Here is a 15,493-nt window from a genome sequence, read left to right on the forward strand (position 1 = left end):
ACCGGTGACCCCACCCAGGCAGATCAGGGCTCCCCGCTCGGCGTGCGGGGAGCCCTGATCGTCTCCGGCGTCAGGCGAAGATCCCCGCCAGTTCGATCTCGTAGGGGAACGGTGCGCTGCCGCGCAGCGTCGCCTTGTGCGTCTCCTCGGTCAGGTAGCCCGTAGGCGACGGGTCGGTCAACACGAGCACCTCCTGGGTGCGAGCATCGACGATCCAGTACTCGGCCACACCGACCAGGGCGTATCCGTGACGCTTGAGAACCAGATCGTTGCTCGGATTGCTGGGCGAGACGACCTCGACGATCAGTTGTGCCGCCGACGGGGGCAGCGCGGGCAGTGTCGTGCCCAACAGGGCGTTGTCGAATACGACCAGGTCGGGGACGAAGTACGAGGTGCCGTCGTCACGCAGCACGCCGATCGCTTCGCACACGGCCAGAGTCTCGGGTGCCTGCCGTTCGAGGGCCCGGCGCAGGCGGTAGACCAGGTTCGCGTGCGGCATCGGGGGTGGTGGGGTCACGAGGAGGCTCCCGTCGAAGATCTCGTACCGGTAGCCGTCGTCGGGCGAGTCGAGCAGGTCCTCGAACCGCCAGGCGCGCAGGGGCTCAGCCCGGAGCAGTGGATGGGCCATGGTGGTCACCCGTCCTTCCTAGCGATGCGCGTCCGGCGTTTCCAGCCTGCCTCAGCCGTACCCCGATAGGAAGTTTCCCTAGGTCGGGAATCAGTCGGGTCGTTGTGGCCCAGCACAGGTTCTTCACAACTGGTACTGATGGTCACCACAGGTGACCGCTACAGTCCCTGGTCATGAGTGAACGTCGCGTCCTGGTGGTGGAGGACGACCCCACCATCGCCGGGTCGGTGATCGCGCGGCTGCGGGCCGAGGGCTTCGCCGTCGCGCACGCCGGGACGGGGCCGGCCGCGGTGGACGCCGCCGAGCGCCTCAAGCCCGACCTGGTCGTGCTCGACCTCATGCTGCCCGGCTTCGACGGGCTGGAGGTCTGCCGCCAGATCCACCGGCAGCAGTGGCAGGCCGGGCGGCCGGTGCCGGTGCTCATGCTCACCGCCCGCGACGACGAGAACGACCTGTTGGTCGGGCTCGCGGTGGGCGCCGACGACTACCTCACCAAGCCGTTCTCGCTGCGGGTGCTGGCCGCCCGGGTGCACGCGCTGCTGCGCCGGGCGGAGCGGACCACCTCGCCGGAGGCGTCGATCAAGCTCGGCCCGCTGGAGATCATCCGCTCGGAGCGCCGGGTGCGCCGCGACGGCGCCGAGGCGCACCTGACCCCGACCGAGTACGACCTGCTGGTGTACCTCGCCGAGCGGCACCGGTCGGTGCTGCCGCGGGAGCGGCTGCTGGCCGAGATCTGGGGCTGGGCCGAGGGCTACGGCACCCGCACCGTCGACTCGCACATCAAGGCGCTGCGCCGCAAGCTGGGCGCGGACCTGATCCGCACCGTGCACGGCGTCGGCTACGCGCTGGAGGCCGAACCGGCGTGATCGAGCGCGTCCTCGACTGGCTGAGCATCCCCATGTACCGCGTGCTGGGGCCGCTCATCGTGTTCTCGAACAACGTGCTGGACCGGCTGCCGCGCCCGCTGGACCCGTTCCGCTCGATCAAGCTGAAGCTGGCCATCCTGCTGGGCATCTCCGGCGCGACCGGCCTGCTGGTCTTCTGGGGCCGGCTCGGCTTCGTCAACTGGCCGGTGGCCATCTCCGCCGCGCTGGTCGGCCTGATCACGCTGCAGGTGCTCGCGCACGGCATGACCAGGCCGCTGCGCCAGATGACCGCGGCCGCGCGGGCCATGGCGCGCGGTGACTACAGCCGCCGGGTACGCGCCACCAGCCGCGACGAGGTGGGCACGCTGGCCCGCGCGTTCAACCTGATGGCGGCCGACCTCGCCGCCAGCGACCAGCAGCGCCGCGAGCTGATCGCGAACGTGTCGCACGAGCTGCGTACGCCGATCACCGCGCTGCACGGGGTGCTGGAGAACATGGTCGACGGCGTGAGCGCGCCCGATCCGGCGACGCTGCGCACCGCGCTGGCGCAGACCGAGCGGCTCGGCCGCCTGGTCACCGAGCTGCTCGACCTGTCGAAGGTCGACGCGGGCGCGGCGGCGCTGCACCGGGTGCCGGTGCAGGTGGCGGAGTTCCTGGCCGCCGTCGTCGACGAGGCCGGGCTGAACGCCCCGGCGACCCGGTTCCGGCTGGACGGGGTCGTCGCGCACACCATCCACGCCGACCCGGCCCGGCTGCACCAGGTCTTCGCGAACCTTCTGGAGAACGCGGCCCGGCACAGCCCGCCCGGCGGCCTGGTCACCGTGAGCGCGCGGCCGTCGGGCCACAACACCGTCTTCGAGGTGCTCGATCAGGGGGTGGGCATCGCGCCCGCCCTCCGGGAGCGGGTCTTCGAGCGTTTCACCCGGGGCAAGAGCGCGCAGTCGCAGGACGGCGGCACGGGCCTCGGACTCGCCATCGCCCGCTGGGCGGTGGAACTGCACCACGGCACCATCGCGATCGTCGATCCCCCGGGCGGGACCGGCTGCCGCATCCGTATCACGCTCCCCCAGATGCCGATCCCTCATCAGTCGCCCGCAGAAGTCGGAGGCAATGATGTCCCACACCTCTCCGGAAGGCACGCCCCCGCCTGAGCCGTCGCCACCCGCGTCGGCCGAGGTCCCGGCGGCTGCTCCGGTCCCCGCCGCCGACCCGGCACCGGCGGCCGCCCCGGCGAAGCTGCCCGCGCAGCCGTACCCGGCGGAAGCGGCCCGGTTCGCCCCGCTGCCGCCGCCCCCGCCGGGCTTCCTCGCCACCCGCTGGCAGGGGCCCGACTACGCGGGCGGTCCGGCGGCCTGGTCCGCCGCGCTCATCGGCGGCCTGGCCACCGCCATCGCGCTGCCGCTGAGCCGGCCCGCCGTCGGCTGGCTGCTGGTCGGCCTGGTCATGACCGGGGCGATCTGGCACGCGGCCCGGTTCGGCCCGAAGCCGGACACCCGCGGCGAGCGCCTGATCCGGATCGGCTGGGCGGTGCTCGCGCTGGCCCTGCTGGCGGTCGGCACCTTCCGCGACGCGGGCTGGCTCTACGTGTTCTGCGTGCTGGGGGCGGTGGCCTGCGGCTCGCTGGCGGTGGCCGGCGGCCACTCGGTGCGCGCCGTGATCGTCGGCGCGCTGGCGCTGCCGCTGGCCGCGTTCCGGGCGATCCCGTGGCTGGGCCGGGGCGCGAGCGCCTGGCAGAAGTCCCGCGAGAAGGGCGGCACCACCGGCCGTATCGTGCTGTCGCTCGTCGTGACGGTGATCCTGCTGATCGTCTTCGGCGCGCTGCTGGCCTCGGCCGACGCCGCGTTCGCGACGCTGCTCGGCGACATCCTGCCCGAGATCAACATGCGTTCCTTCATGCGGTTGCTGATCTACACCGTGATCGGCGGCCTGATCACGGCGGGCGCGATCTTCACGGTGCTGGCTCCGCCGGACCTGTCGGGGCTGGAGCGCCCGTCGTCGCGGCGCATCGGCCGCATCGAGGTGGCGCTGCCGCTGGGCGGCCTGGTGCTGCTGTTCGCCGCGTTCGTCGTGGTGCAGCTGCGCTTCTTCTTCGGCGACAAGGCGTACATCCAGAAGACCAGCGGCCTGACCTACTCCGAGTACGCGGTGCAGGGCTTCGGCCAGCTGCTCGTGGTGACCCTGCTGACGCTGGTCGTGATCGGCCTGGTGTCGCGCTGGGCGGTCAAGGAGACGGTGCAGGACCGGGTGCTGCTGCGCTCGCTGCTCGGCGCGCTCGTGCTGCTGAGCATGGTCATCGTCGGCTCGGCGGTGTGGCGCATGTGGCTCTACCAGAACACCTACGGCTGGACCCGGGAGCGGCTGTTCTTCGGCTCGGTCGAGCTCTACCTCGGCGGCGTGTTCGTGCTGATCGCGCTGGCCGGGTGGAAGCTGCGGGCGGGCTGGTTCCCGCGCGCGGCGGTGGCGGGCTTCGCCGGGCTGCTGCTGTTCCTCGGCGCGGCCAACCCGGAGCACTTCATCGCGGAGCAGAACGTCGAGCGGTTCCAGAAGATCGACTTCTGGTACCTGCGGGCGCTCGGCCCGGACGCGGCCCCGGAGCTGGTCAAGCTGCCCGAGCCGTACCGTAGCTGCGCGCTCAGCTGGATGGTCCGCGACCTGCGCGACAACCCGGACCAGTGGTACGCCTGGAACCTCAGCCGCGACCACGCCCGCGACCTGATCGCCGAGATCAAAAGCGAGCTCCGCCCGGCCCAGGGCTCCTGCATCGCGGCGGAGCGGGAGAACGCCAACCGGCGCTGACCACCACGGCTCCCCCGCCCCGCTGTTCGGGGCGGGGGAGCCGGGCGCGGCCGGTCTAGAGTCGGACGCGTGACCGTGGACAGCGCCTTCGCCCTTCAGGGGCTCGTCAAGACCTTCGATGGCAAGGTCGCCGTGGACGGGGTCGACCTGGCCGTGCCGGCCGGCTCGTTCTTCGGCCTGCTCGGGCCCAACGGGGCCGGCAAGACCACCACCCTGTCCATGGCGGTCGGGCTGTTGCGCCCGGATGCCGGGCGGGCCCTGGTGCTCGGCCACGACGTGTGGCACGACCCGGTCCGCGCGAAGTCGCTCATCGGCGTGATGCCCGACGGCGTCCGCCTCTTCGACCGCCTCGACGGCACCGAGCTGCTCGCGTACCAGGGCCTGCTGCGCGGGATGGCGCCCGACGTCATCGACGCGCGCGTCACCGAGCTGCTGGACGTGCTGGCGCTGACCGACGCCGGGCGCACCCTGGTCGTCGACTACTCGGCCGGCATGAAGAAGAAGATCGCGCTGGCCTGCGCGCTGCTGCACGCGCCGCGGCTGCTGGTGCTCGACGAGCCGTTCGAGGCCGTGGACCCGGTGAGCGGCGCGACCATCCGCGACATCCTCACCCGATACGTCGCCGGCGGCGGCACGGTCATCTTCTCCAGCCACGTGCTGGAGGTGGTGGAGCGGCTGTGCAGCCACGTGGCGATCATGGCGGCGGGCCGCATCCGCACCGTCGGCACGCTGGACGAGGTGCGCGGGCAGCGCACCCTCGAAGAGGCGTTCGTCGAGGTGGTCGGCGGCCGTACGGCCACCGGGGCGGAGCTGTCGTGGCTCTGACGTTCGCCCGGCTGAAGCTGCGCGTGCTGCGCAACGGCTTCCGCGGCCGCCCCACGAAGGTCGTCATGTTCGTGCTGGGCCTGGTCGGCGCGGTCGTCTACGGCGGATTCGCCGCCCTGGCCGCCGCGGCGGCACTGGCCTCGGACAGCCCGACGGCGGCCGCGCTGGTGCCCGCCTTCGGCGGCGCGGCGCTCGTGCTGGGCTGGCTGTTCCTGCCGCTGGTCTGGTTCGGGGTGGACGAGACGCTGGAGCCGGGCCGGTTCGCGCTGCTGCCGCTGCCCCGGCGTGACCTGGTCCGCGGCCTGCTCGTCGCGGCGCTGCTCGGGGTGCCCGCCGCGGCGACGCTGCTGGCCTCGTCCGGCCTGGCCGTCGGCGCGGCGCTGCGGGGCGGTCCGCTGCCGGGGCTGGTCGCCGCGCTCGGCGTGGTGCTCGGCCTGCTGCTGTGCGTCGTGCTGAGCCGCGCGGTGATCAGCGCGTTCTCTCGTGCGCTGCGGGCCCGGCGCACCCGCGACCTGGCCGCGGTGCTGCTCGCGGTGCTGGCCGCCTCGCTCGGCCCGATCCAGCTGATGATCACCAACAGCGCGCAGCACGTCGGCACCGGCCGCCTCGTCGCCGTGGCCGACGTGCTCGGCTGGACGCCGCTGGCCGCGCCGTACGTGGTCGGCGTCGACGCGCTGGACGGCCGCTGGGCGGCGGCCGGGGCCCGGCTCGCGCTCACCGTGCTGACGATCCTGCTGCTCATGTGGTGGTGGGCCGGCTCGCTGGAGTCGGCGATGCTCGCCGCCCCGGGTGGCGGGGGCGCGGGGCGGACGCGAGCCGCCTCCGGCACGCCGGTCGCCCGGTTCCTCGGCGCGCGCCGGCCCCGCACGCAGTACGGCGCGCTGGTCGCGCGGGAGCTGAAGTACTGGGGGCGCGACGTGCGCCGCCGCGCCAGCCTGATCACCTTCGCGGTGATCGCCGTGTTCCTGCCGGTCGTGACGAACCTCGGGTCGCAGGGCGGGCAGGGCGCCGTCGCGCAGGGCGTGCACGGGTTCTCGATGGTGATCGTCGGAGCGCTGGCCGGGCTCGGCATCGCGAACCAGTTCGGCTACGACGGCACCGCCTACGCCGCGCACGTGGTGACCGGGGTGCCCGGCCGGGTCGAGCTGCGTGCCCGGGTGGTCGCGTACTCCTTGATCATCGTGCCGATGCTCTGCGCGCTGGCCGTGCTCAACGCCGTGCTCCGCAAGGACCTGTCGCTGCTGCCGGTCATGGCGGGCACCCTGTTCGCGGCGTACGGCACCGGCCTGGCCTGCGCCACGCACGTCTCGGTGTGGGCCGCCTACGCCCTGCCGGAGAACCAGAACCCGTTCGCCGTCAACACCGGCTCCGGGATGGTCAAGAGTTTGCTCGCCATGGCCGCGTGGCTGGCCGGCATGGTGCTGGCGCTGCCGGTGCTGCTGCTGGTGCTGTTCGGCGGGGCGGTCGGTGCGGCGCTCGCGCTGCCGGTGGGCCTGGCCTACGCGGTGGCCGCGGTGTGGCTCGGCGTCGTCACGGCCGGTGACGTGCTCGATCACCGACAGCCCGAGCTGCTCGCCGCGGTCACGCCTCGAAACTAAGGATCACCTACGAATCTTAGGCTGGTGTCACAGCTCACCTAATAATCGTTGGCGAAGATGGGGACCCGTACGATCTAATAATCGGCATGAGCATCATGAAGAAGATGCGGACGCGGAGCCGCAGCGCCGAGCAGATCCACCTGGAGCGCCCCCACGCCGAGCGCGCGCAGCGCCGCCGCGCCGCTGAGCTGGGCGACCCGATGGCAGCCGTGTTCGTCCGGTTGCACTGAGACGTTTTCTCCTCCTCCAAAAGCGTTGTGGCCCCTGTCCAGCCGTACGGCCGGACCGGGGCCACAATGCTGAGCGGCCGCCCGCGGGCCACTCCCGGGTACCGGTCACGCGCCCGGACCGGTACGGTGGGCACGGCCGCCACCCCTCGGCTTCTGACCCCTGCGTTCCTTCCGCTCGGCGTCGCCTGGGATGGCGATAGAGAAGGAGGCGTGCGCGTATGACGTCCGAGGCACCGCAGCAGCCCGGCTGGCCGCCGGCTGACGCAGCCGACCGCAAGGGTGGCTTCGGCCTGTTCGAGGCGCCCCCGGCGCCCGAGGAGTTCCCGGTCTTCACCCCGTACGGCAGCGCCCCGGAGGCGGACTTCCCGCCGGACTCCGTGGACGGCCAGCCCGCGAACGCCTTCGGCGGCTTCCCGGCTGATCCCGCTCCGGCCGCCCCGTCCGGCGACGACGCGCCGTACGTCCCGGCGCCCGCCGTGGTGCCGATCCCGGGCGTACGCCACGAGATGTCGTCGTCCTTCGCCGCGCACGAGCCGTTCGTGCCGCCCGCCGCCCCGCACGCGCCCTCGGCCGAGCCGGACTGGGCCACGCAGCAGGAGTGGTCGACGCCCGCCGCCGACCCGTCCTGGGCGACGCCGCCCGCGCAGCCGGAGTGGACCCCGGCCGCGGACCAGTGGTCCGCGCCGCAGACCGCGCCGGCGTCCGATTCATGGGGCCAGGAGCAGTCGTGGGACGCGCCGAAGGCGGAGACCGCCGCTCCGGCCTGGCCCGACTACTCGGACCTCGAATCCGGCTTCGCCAAGGCAGAGGAGCCGCCGACCCCGGCGGCCGCGCCCGAGAACTCCAGCGGCTCGGCGTCCTGGGCCGCCTTCGCCGCCGGCGACAGCCCCAAGCCGAGCGCCCCGACCGGCCCGTGGACCCCGCCGCCCGCAGTGGCCGCGCTGATGGACCCCGAGCCGGAGCCGGCGGCCTACGAGCCGCTGCCGAGCCGCGAGGCCGCGCCGTCGTACGAGCCCCTGCCGACCCGTGAGCCCGCATCGCCTTACGACCCCGCGGCATACGAGCCCGCGCCGTCGTATGAGCCCGCGCCGTCTTACGAGCCCGCGCCGTCTTACGAGCCTGCGCCGTCTTACGAGCCTGCCTCGTCGTACGAGCCCGCGCCGTCGTACGAGCCCGCACCGTCGTACGAGCCGGCCTCGTCGTACGAGCCCGCGCCGTCGTACGAGCCCGCGCCGTCGTACGAGCCCGCCGCTTATGAGCCCGTTCGCGAGGCCGCGCCGTCTTACGAGCCGGCCCCGGCTTACGAGCCTGCCGCCTACCAGGCAGCGCCGTCCTTCGAGTCGGCCGCGCCTGCCTACGAGCCGCTGCCCAAGCGGGAGCCCGCGTCGTTCGAGTCGATGCCGTTCGAATCCGAGCCGGCCGCCCCGGCGCCGTTCGTCGCCGCGGCGTCGGTGCCGGTCAGCACTCCCCCGGTCGCGTCGGCCCCGGTCAGCACGCCGCCTGTCACGGACCCGGCCGCACCGGTGAGCCCGCCGCCCGCGATCCCGGTGACCCCGCCGCCGTCGGTCGCCCGCGCCTCGGTCGGCGTCGCCACCGCCTCGGTCCCGGCCGCCAGCCGGCTGACGCCCGGCGAGGACGCGCCCGCCGCCATGCCGAAGCCGCAGCCGCGCGTCTACGGCTCGGCCGCGGTGAGCACGCCCGCGGACGCGCCGGTGTCGCCGCCCCCGCCCGCTCCCGTGCCGGCCGCCGCTCCGGCGACCGCCCCGGTCCAGGCCGCGGCGCAGGTCCCCGCGGCCGGAGCCGCGCGCGCGAGCGCCCGGGTCACCGTGCCCAGCCCGCAGCCCGCCGCGGCCGCCGAGCCGCAGCCGGCCCCGCCGATCGCCCGCTCGTCCACCGTGTACGGCGCGCCCCGGCCGGCCGACGAGCCGGCCGCCGCCCCGGAGCAGCCCGCCGCGCCCGCCCAGCGGCAGACGCGCGGGCACGCGTTCGGCGACCTGCTGCAGCCCGCGGCCGCGCCGCAGGCCGCCGCGGCACCCCCGCCCGCGCCGTCCACCATGCCGCACATGCCGCCGCCCCCGGCCCCGCACATGCCCCCGCCTGCCGCGCCGCACATGCCGCCGCCCACCCAGGCGGCGCCGCACATGCCGCCGCCTGCCATGGCGCCCGGCCGCCCGGTGGGCCCGCCGCCAGCCGGACCGGGCCTGGTGCCCGGTCAGCGGGTGCCCGTCGACTCGCCGCCGCCCGGCGCCGCCGACCAGAACCGCTTCGACAAGTTCAAGCCCGACGAGACGGGCGCGACCGAGATCAAGCCGGTCCGCAGCGGCCGCCTGATCATCGGCGTCGTGGTCGTCTGCGCGCTGGTGCTCGCGCTGGCCTTCGGCCTGCTGATCGGCGTCGGCAAGCTGATGGGCGGCGGTGAGGCTGAGCCGTCCTTCGGCGTCGGCGACTGCCTCAAGCAGTCCGGCAGCGCCGCGGTCACGGCCGACTGCGGTGCCGACGGCGCGTTCAAGGTCGTGTCGGTCGGCGACACCCTGGAGCAGTGCCCCGACAAGCAGCAGCCGCACGTCACGGTCGGCAGCAAGGTGCTGTGCCTGGCCCCGGCCACCGCGACCACCGGTGGCGAGCCGTCGGCGGAGCCCACCCCCACCCCGTGATCCGGTAAGCAGTGGACGGCCCTGTGGTCATGACCACAGGGCCGTCTTATTCGGTCGCGGGACGTCACACCCCGCCCCCAGACTGGGCGCATGTTCCGCGACGCCCTGCCCACGCGGCCCGAAGCACGCCGGATGCTGATCGGCACCGCCTTCTCCTCGCTGGGCCGAGGGCTCACGCTGCCGTTCCTCTACATCTACCTGACCGAGGTGCGGCACCTGCCCGGCAGCACGGTCGGCCTCCTGATCGGCTGGTTCGGCCTGCTCACCCTGGTCGTCTCGCCGATCGGCGGCACCCTGATCGACCGGTACGGCGCACGCCGCGTGGTGCTGCCCGCGCTGCTGCTGGAGGCGGCGGGCATGGGCCTGCTGGCACTGGCCGACAACGCCTGGCTGGCCCTGGCGGCGCTGACCCTGGGCGGCCTCGGCGCCTCGTCCATCTGGGCCGGACAGACCACGATCTTCAGCTCGCTGACCGGCGAGCAGGAGCGCCAGCGCGTCTTCGGGCTACAGTTCGCGCTGCTCAACCTCGGCATCGGCGTCGGCTCGGCGATCTCCGGCACCGTCGTCGACACCACCCGGCCGGGCACCTTCCAGCTGATCTACGTGCTCGACATGCTCTGCTACGCGGGACCGTTCGTCATCCTGGCCTCGATGCCGCGGGTCGGCCGCCGACTCGTCGCCGACCCGGCGCAGCAGACCGGCAAGCCCGCCGGCCGGGGGTACGCCGAGGTCGTGCGGCACCGGCCGTTCCGCCGCCTGCTGATCTTCAGCGTGCTGCTGACCGCGTCGGGGTACGCCCAGCTCGAAGTCGGTTTCGCAGGCTTCGCCACCACGGTGGCCGGGGTGACCCCACAGGTCGTCGGCTACGCCTTCACCGCCAACACCGTGGTCATCGTGCTGGCGCAGCTCGTCGTGATCAAGAAACTGCAGGGTCGCAGCCGGACCCGCGCGCTGGCCGTGGTCGGCGCGGTCTTCGCCGCGGCCTGGCTCGTGCTCGGCCTGGCCGGGCTCGTCGACGGCAGGAACGCGCTGCTCAGCGCCGCCTGCGTGATCGTCTTCGGAGCCGTCTTCGCCACCGGCGAGACGCTGCTCTCGCCGATCAGCCCGGCGCTGGTCAACGCCCTCGCCACCGACGAGCTGCGCGGCCGGTACAACGCGCTGTCGGGCATGGTGTGGGGCCTGTCCGCCGTCATCGCGCCGATCACCGCCGGTCCGCTGCTCGGCGCCGGGCTGGGCGCGGTCTGGATCGGGCTGGTCATCGTCGGCACGCTGTCGGCCTCGCTGGTGGCGCTGTCGTTGCGCGGCCTGATCACCGCCGAGCAGGACGGGCTCACGGCCCCGGCCGCACCCGCAGTGCTCGCGACCGCGTCCGCCTGATCAGGCGGACCTGTCGATCACGCAGAACAGGTTGCCGTCCGGGTCGGCGAGCACGACGAAGTCGGCGTCCTCGGGGTAGACCCAGTCCTCGACGACCCGGGCGCCCAGCGACACCAGCCGCTCGACCTCGGCCCGCTGCTCGGCCGCGTCCTCCGCCCACAGGTCGAGGTGCATCCGGTCGGTGGTGTCCAGGTGCAGGCGCGGCCCACTGCCGCGCGGGTCGGCCAGGAAGTCGGGGTTGTCGGGGGTGGCCTCGTAGCCGAGCGCGCCGCGCCAGAACTCGCTCGCCCGGCCGACGTCGGACACCTGCCACACGATCGCCCCGATACGCACCATGTCCGGAGTATCCCCCGACGTGCGCCGATCATGCCGGGCCGACCGCGCCCGTCTCGGAGATCACAGCCGCCGCGCTCGACCCCGCTGATCACCTCGATAGGCTTGCCGCATGGCGACGACCGCGCGTGTCCGCGCACCTGAACTCCGCGGCCGCGGCTGGCTGAACACCGGCGGGCGCAACCTCTCGCTTGCGGACCTGCGCGGACGCATCTTGATCTTGGACTTTTGGACCTTCTGCTGCATCAACTGCCTGCACGTGCTCGACGAGCTGCGGCCGCTGGAGGAGAAGTACGGCGACGTCCTGGTCGTCATCGGGGTGCACTCGCCCAAGTTCGAGCACGAACGCGACGCCGACGCGCTGGCCGCCGCCGTGGAGCGCTACGGCGTGGCGCATCCGGTGCTGGACGACCCCGAGATGCTCATGTGGCAGCAGTACGCGGCCAAGGCGTGGCCGACCCTGTCGGTCGTCGACCCCGAGGGCTACGTGGTGGCGTCCATGGCGGGCGAGGGCCACGCCGAGGGCCTGCGCCGCCTGCTCGACCAGTTGATCGCCGAGCACGAGGCGAAGGGCACACTGCGCCGCGGGGACGGGCCGTTCGTGCCGCCGCCGCCGAGCGACACCCTGCTGCGCTTCCCGGGCAAGGCGCTGCCGCTGCCCGACGGCACCATGCTGGTCTCCGACTCGGCCAGGCACAGCCTGGCCGTGCTCGACGCGGACCTGGGCACGGTCGTCACCCGCATCGGCTCCGGCACGCGCGGGCGGGCCGACGGCCCCGCCGGGCAGGCGAGCTTCTCGGAGCCGCAGGGCCTGTGCGCGCTGCCGCCGGAGATCGCCGCCCGCGTCGGATACGACGTGGTCGTCGCCGACACGGTGAACCACCTGCTGCGCGGCGTACGGCTGGCCGACCTGACGGTGACGACGCTCGCCGGGACGGGCCGGCAGTGGCGGTCGAGCCTGGACGCGCACGCGCACGACGCGCGGGCCATGGACCTGTCCTCGCCGTGGGACGTCGCCTGGTTCGACGGCCGGGTCGTCGTCGCGATGGCGGGCACGCACACCCTGTGGTGGTTCGACCCGGTCAAGCGCACGGTCGGCCTGTACGCGGGCACCACCGTCGAGGCGCTGCGCGACGGCGCGCTGGACCAGGCGTGGCTGGCGCAGCCGTCCGGCCTGTCCGCCTCACCCGACGGGCGCCGGCTGTGGCTGGCCGACTCGGAGACCAGCGCGTTGCGCTGGATCGAGGACGGGCAGCTGCACACCGCGGTCGGTCAGGGCCTGTTCGACTTCGGGCACGTCGACGGCCCCGCCGACCAGGCGCTGCTGCAGCACCCGCTCGGGGTGTGCGCGCTGCCGGACGGGTCGGTGCTGGTCGCGGACACGTACAACGGTGCGGTCCGGCGCTGGCAGGACGGCGTGGTGTCCACCGTCGACAGCGGCTTCGCCGAGCCCAGCGACGTGGTGCTGGACGCGGACGGCCACGCGGTCGTGGTCGAGTCGGCGGCGCACCGCCTGGTCCGGCTCGCCCCGGCGGCCACGGCCGGGCAGGTCGACGGAGGCCGGCACAAGGTCGAGCGCCCGCCGTCGCGGCTGGCCCCGGGCACGGTCGACCTCGACGTGATCTTCACGCCGGCGCCCGGCCAGAAGCTGGACCGCAGCTTCGGCGACCCGACCCGGCTGGAGGTGTCCGCCTCGCCCGCCGAGCTGCTGCTCGAAGGCGCCGGGGTGACCACCGACCTGTCCCGCAAGCTGGTGCTGAACCCGGCCGTGCCGCGCGGGGTGCTCCAGGTGGTGGCCCAGGCCGCGACCTGCGACGCTGACGCCGAGCACGCCGCCTGCCACCTCACCCGCCAGGACTGGGGCGTCCCGATCGAGGTCACCCCAGACGGCGCCGACCGCCTCCCCCTCATCCTCCGCGGCCTCGACACCTGACCGCCCCGCGGCCGGCGGCGTCGGTCAGGGGAGGAAGGGGCGCAGGGGGACGTCGGCGTGCGCGAGGGCCTCGCGTACGGCGCGGGCCAGGATGACCGCGCCGGGGGTGTCCCCGTGCAGGCAGATGGAGTCGACGGCGTGCGGGAGCACGGTGCCGTCGAGGGCGATGACGCGCTGGTCGACCGCCATCAGCAGGGCGCGGGCCACCACCTCCTCCTGGTCGGTGATGACCGCGCCAGGCTTGCCGCGCGGCAGCAGCGTCCCGTCGGCGCGGTACGCCCGGTCGGCGAAGCCCTCGGCGTAGACCGGCACGACCGCGTCGCCCGCGGCGGTGGCCAGCGGCGAGCCCGGCGCGCAGAGCACGGGCAGCCCGGTGGCGCGGGCCGCGTCGACGATCGGGTCGACGTGCGCGACGGCGTGGTAGAGCGCGCCGTGGGGTTTGATGTACCGCACCCGGGCACCCTCGGCCGCGGCCAGCGCCTGCAGCGCCCCGACCTGGTAGATGATCTCGTCGCGGAGCTGGTTCAGCTCGTACTCGATGAATCGGCGGCCGAACCCGGCGAGATCGCGGTAGCCCACCTGCGCGCCCACTGCGACGCCCTGGCTCGCGGCCAGCGCGCAGGTGCGGCGCATGGTCGCCGCGTCCCCGGCGTGAAAGCCGCAGGCGACGTTGGCGCTGGTCACCACGTCGAGCAGGGCCTCGTCGTCCCCGAGCTCCCAGCGGCCGAAGCCCTCACCGAGATCAGCGTTGAGATCCATGGAAGACCACCCTAGTGCCCGGACGCGCCTGGGCGAGCAGCCCGAGATCGGCGGGGTGCACCACGGCGAGCACCGGGTATCCGCCGGTGGTCGGGTGATCGGCGAGGAACACCAGCGGCCGCCCGTCCCCCGGCACCTGCACCGCCCCGGCGACCAGCCCCTCACTGGGCAGCTCCCCCGCGATCGCGCGGGCCAGCGGCGGCCCGTCCAGCCGCACCCCGATCCGGTCCCCCTGCCCCACCGTGTACACCCCGCGCAGCAGCGCCTTCGGCTCGGCGAACCATTCCTCCCGCGGCCCGAACCGCACCCTCACCCGGATCTCCGCCCCCGGCGCGCTCCACGGCACGAAGTCCACCGCGCCGATCTTGCACGAGCTGTCGCCGTTCTGCCCGCTTGGCGCGTGTCGTCCCCACAGTTCACGCAAGATCGGCGCGGGAGGGGTGGCGGTGGGGAGGGTGGTGCCGGGGGAAAGGGGTGGGGGGCCGAGGGCGGAGAGGGTGTCGGTGCTGCGGGAGCCGAGCACCGGTGGGACGGGGAGGCCGCCGGAGAGGGCCAGGTAGCTGCGAATGCCGTGGGTGGGGGTGCCGATGGTGAGGAGGGCGCCGGCCGGGAGTCCGAAGGGGACGCCGTAGGGGGCTGGGCGGCCGTCGACGGTGAGGGGGGCGGGGGCGCCGGTGAGGGCGCACCAGAGGGGGGCGTGGGCGCGCAGCACTGCGCCGCCGTAGGTGAGTTCGAGGGCCGCGTCGGTTTCGGGGTTGCCGACCAGGCGGTTGGCCAGGCGCAGGGCGGCGGGGTCGAGGGCGCCGGAGCGGGAGACGCCGAGCTGGGCGAAGCCGAAGCGGCCCAGGTCTTGGACGGTGGCCAGCGGGCCGGGTGCGACCACCTCAAGCATCGGTGAACCTCACCAGGGTGCCGGGGGTGAGCAGGGCCGGCGGGTCGCGGTCCAGGACGAACAGGTCCAGGCCGGTGCGGCCGAGGAGCTGCCATCCACCCGGGGAGCTGCGGGGATAGATTCCGGCGTACGGCCCCGCGAGCGCGACGGAACCGGCGGGCACCCGGGTCCGCGGGCTGGCCAGCCGGGGCAGCCACCGCTGTTCGGGCAGCCCGGTGAGGTAGCCGAAGCCGGGTGCGAAGCCGCAGAACGCGACCGTGAACTCGGTTCCCTTCAGGACGTCGGCGGGCTCGGCGTCCCAGGCCGCCGCGACGGCGGCGTAGTCCGGCCCGTCCCAGTGCACCGGCACGTCCAGCCGCCGGGCCGTCGCCGCCTCCCCCGCGGCAGGGGTCCAGTCCTGCCAGCACGGTCGTCCTTGGACACCGCGCAGCAGCACCGTGCGGGCGGCGGGCACGATCTCCTCGCACACCAGCTCGCCGCGCTCCCGGGCGGCCCACAGCGCGCGGAACCACGCCGCCGGGTCGTCGACCTCCAGCAGCACCCCGTCCCAGCCGTACGGCCTGACCAGCACGACGCAGATGTTACCGGCCTCACCCCGGCCA

The 15,493-nt window shown here is 74.1% G+C and carries 14 protein-coding genes; 9 read left to right on the forward strand and 5 right to left on the reverse strand.

Annotated elements, in window-relative coordinates; genetic code table 11:
- Window positions 1–70 precede the first annotated feature (70 nt).
- Complete coding sequence (locus tag CS0771_RS05905) at window positions 71–628, reverse strand: Uma2 family endonuclease (protein ID WP_244871309.1); 558 nt, start codon at window positions 626–628, stop codon at window positions 71–73.
- A 173-nt stretch (window positions 629–801) separates the two neighbouring features.
- On the opposite strand from CS0771_RS05905, the gene CS0771_RS05910 reads away from it, so the two are divergent.
- From CS0771_RS05910 to CS0771_RS05940, 8 genes are all read left to right on the forward strand, one after another.
- Entirely contained in the window at window positions 802–1,494 is a 693-nt protein-coding gene (locus CS0771_RS05910; RefSeq protein WP_203745582.1) for a response regulator transcription factor, read from the forward strand.
- Between the two features lie 32 nt (window positions 1,495–1,526).
- Window positions 1,527–2,645, forward strand: a complete 1,119-nt coding sequence (locus CS0771_RS05915) for a cell wall metabolism sensor histidine kinase WalK (protein ID WP_212845642.1) — start codon at window positions 1,527–1,529, stop codon at window positions 2,643–2,645.
- Complete coding sequence (locus CS0771_RS05920; RefSeq protein ID WP_212840119.1) at window positions 2,608–4,290, forward strand: DUF4153 domain-containing protein; 1,683 nt, start codon at window positions 2,608–2,610, stop codon at window positions 4,288–4,290. The genes CS0771_RS05915 and CS0771_RS05920 overlap by 38 nt, the downstream gene beginning before the upstream one ends.
- Window positions 4,291–4,359: 69 nt before the next feature.
- The gene (locus tag CS0771_RS05925; protein ID WP_212840120.1) at window positions 4,360–5,115 is read left to right on the forward strand and encodes an ABC transporter ATP-binding protein; all 756 of its coding nucleotides are present in this window, start codon (window positions 4,360–4,362) and stop codon (window positions 5,113–5,115) included.
- Window positions 5,106–6,713, forward strand: a complete 1,608-nt coding sequence (locus tag CS0771_RS05930) for an ABC transporter permease (RefSeq protein WP_212840122.1) — start codon at window positions 5,106–5,108, stop codon at window positions 6,711–6,713. The genes CS0771_RS05925 and CS0771_RS05930 overlap by 10 nt, the downstream gene beginning before the upstream one ends.
- Window positions 6,714–6,817: 104 nt before the next feature.
- On the forward strand, window positions 6,818–6,943 hold the full coding sequence (locus CS0771_RS39215) for a hypothetical protein (RefSeq protein WP_256442790.1): 126 nt from the start codon (window positions 6,818–6,820) through the stop codon (window positions 6,941–6,943).
- A gap of 218 nt (window positions 6,944–7,161) precedes the next feature.
- A complete protein-coding gene (locus CS0771_RS39375; protein ID WP_212840123.1) occupies window positions 7,162–9,597 on the forward strand; it encodes a hypothetical protein in 2,436 nt (811 codons plus the stop codon).
- 90 nt (window positions 9,598–9,687) lie between these two features.
- Entirely contained in the window at window positions 9,688–10,974 is a 1,287-nt protein-coding gene (locus CS0771_RS05940; RefSeq protein WP_212840124.1) for an MFS transporter, read from the forward strand.
- On the opposite strand, the gene CS0771_RS05945 is transcribed toward CS0771_RS05940, so the two are convergent.
- Entirely contained in the window at window positions 10,975–11,310 is a 336-nt protein-coding gene (locus tag CS0771_RS05945; RefSeq protein ID WP_212840125.1) for a VOC family protein, read from the reverse strand. It lies immediately after the preceding gene.
- 109 nt (window positions 11,311–11,419) lie between these two features.
- Here CS0771_RS05945 and CS0771_RS05950 point away from each other — a divergent pair, with 109 nt between their 5' ends.
- Entirely contained in the window at window positions 11,420–13,240 is a 1,821-nt protein-coding gene (locus CS0771_RS05950) for an NHL domain-containing thioredoxin family protein (RefSeq protein WP_212840126.1), read from the forward strand.
- A 24-nt stretch (window positions 13,241–13,264) separates the two neighbouring features.
- Here CS0771_RS05950 and CS0771_RS05955 read toward each other — a convergent pair whose 3' ends face one another.
- Genes CS0771_RS05955 through CS0771_RS05965 form a run of 3 tightly spaced genes read right to left on the reverse strand, consistent with a single transcriptional unit; the run spans window position 13,265 to window position 15,462 of the window.
- A complete protein-coding gene (locus CS0771_RS05955) occupies window positions 13,265–13,999 on the reverse strand; it encodes a LamB/YcsF family protein (RefSeq protein WP_212840127.1) in 735 nt (244 codons plus the stop codon).
- Window positions 13,983–14,891: a biotin-dependent carboxyltransferase family protein gene (locus tag CS0771_RS05960; RefSeq protein ID WP_212840128.1), complete on the reverse strand. Its 909-nt coding sequence runs from the start codon at window positions 14,889–14,891 to the stop codon at window positions 13,983–13,985. Before CS0771_RS05960 ends, CS0771_RS05955 begins: the two co-directional genes overlap by 17 nt.
- Complete coding sequence (locus CS0771_RS05965; protein ID WP_212840129.1) at window positions 14,884–15,462, reverse strand: allophanate hydrolase subunit 1; 579 nt, start codon at window positions 15,460–15,462, stop codon at window positions 14,884–14,886. Before CS0771_RS05965 ends, CS0771_RS05960 begins: the two co-directional genes overlap by 8 nt.
- Between the last annotated feature and the right edge of the window lie 31 nt (window positions 15,463–15,493).

This window comes from Catellatospora sp. IY07-71, from assembly GCF_018326265.1.
In the GTDB taxonomy this organism is placed as follows: domain Bacteria; phylum Actinomycetota; class Actinomycetes; order Mycobacteriales; family Micromonosporaceae; genus Catellatospora.

Bases quoted from the DNA above. Each gene is read 5' to 3' on its own strand.
- CS0771_RS05905 (WP_244871309.1), bottom strand. From the start codon at position 628: ATGGCCCATCCACTGCTCCGGGCTGAGCCCCTGCGCGCCTGGCGGTTC.
- CS0771_RS05910 (WP_203745582.1), top strand. From the start codon at position 802: ATGAGTGAACGTCGCGTCCTGGTGGTGGAGGACGACCCCACCATCGCC.
- CS0771_RS05915 (WP_212845642.1), top strand. From the start codon at position 1,527: ATGTACCGCGTGCTGGGGCCGCTCATCGTGTTCTCGAACAACGTGCTG.
- CS0771_RS05920 (WP_212840119.1), top strand. From the start codon at position 2,608: ATGTCCCACACCTCTCCGGAAGGCACGCCCCCGCCTGAGCCGTCGCCA.
- CS0771_RS39215 (WP_256442790.1), top strand. From the start codon at position 6,818: ATGCGGACGCGGAGCCGCAGCGCCGAGCAGATCCACCTGGAGCGCCCC.
- CS0771_RS39375 (WP_212840123.1), top strand. From the start codon at position 7,162: ATGACGTCCGAGGCACCGCAGCAGCCCGGCTGGCCGCCGGCTGACGCA.
- CS0771_RS05940 (WP_212840124.1), top strand. From the start codon at position 9,688: ATGTTCCGCGACGCCCTGCCCACGCGGCCCGAAGCACGCCGGATGCTG.
- CS0771_RS05945 (WP_212840125.1), bottom strand. From the start codon at position 11,310: ATGGTGCGTATCGGGGCGATCGTGTGGCAGGTGTCCGACGTCGGCCGG.
- CS0771_RS05950 (WP_212840126.1), top strand. From the start codon at position 11,420: ATGGCGACGACCGCGCGTGTCCGCGCACCTGAACTCCGCGGCCGCGGC.
- CS0771_RS05955 (WP_212840127.1), bottom strand. From the start codon at position 13,999: ATGGATCTCAACGCTGATCTCGGTGAGGGCTTCGGCCGCTGGGAGCTC.
- CS0771_RS05960 (WP_212840128.1), bottom strand. From the start codon at position 14,891: ATGCTTGAGGTGGTCGCACCCGGCCCGCTGGCCACCGTCCAAGACCTG.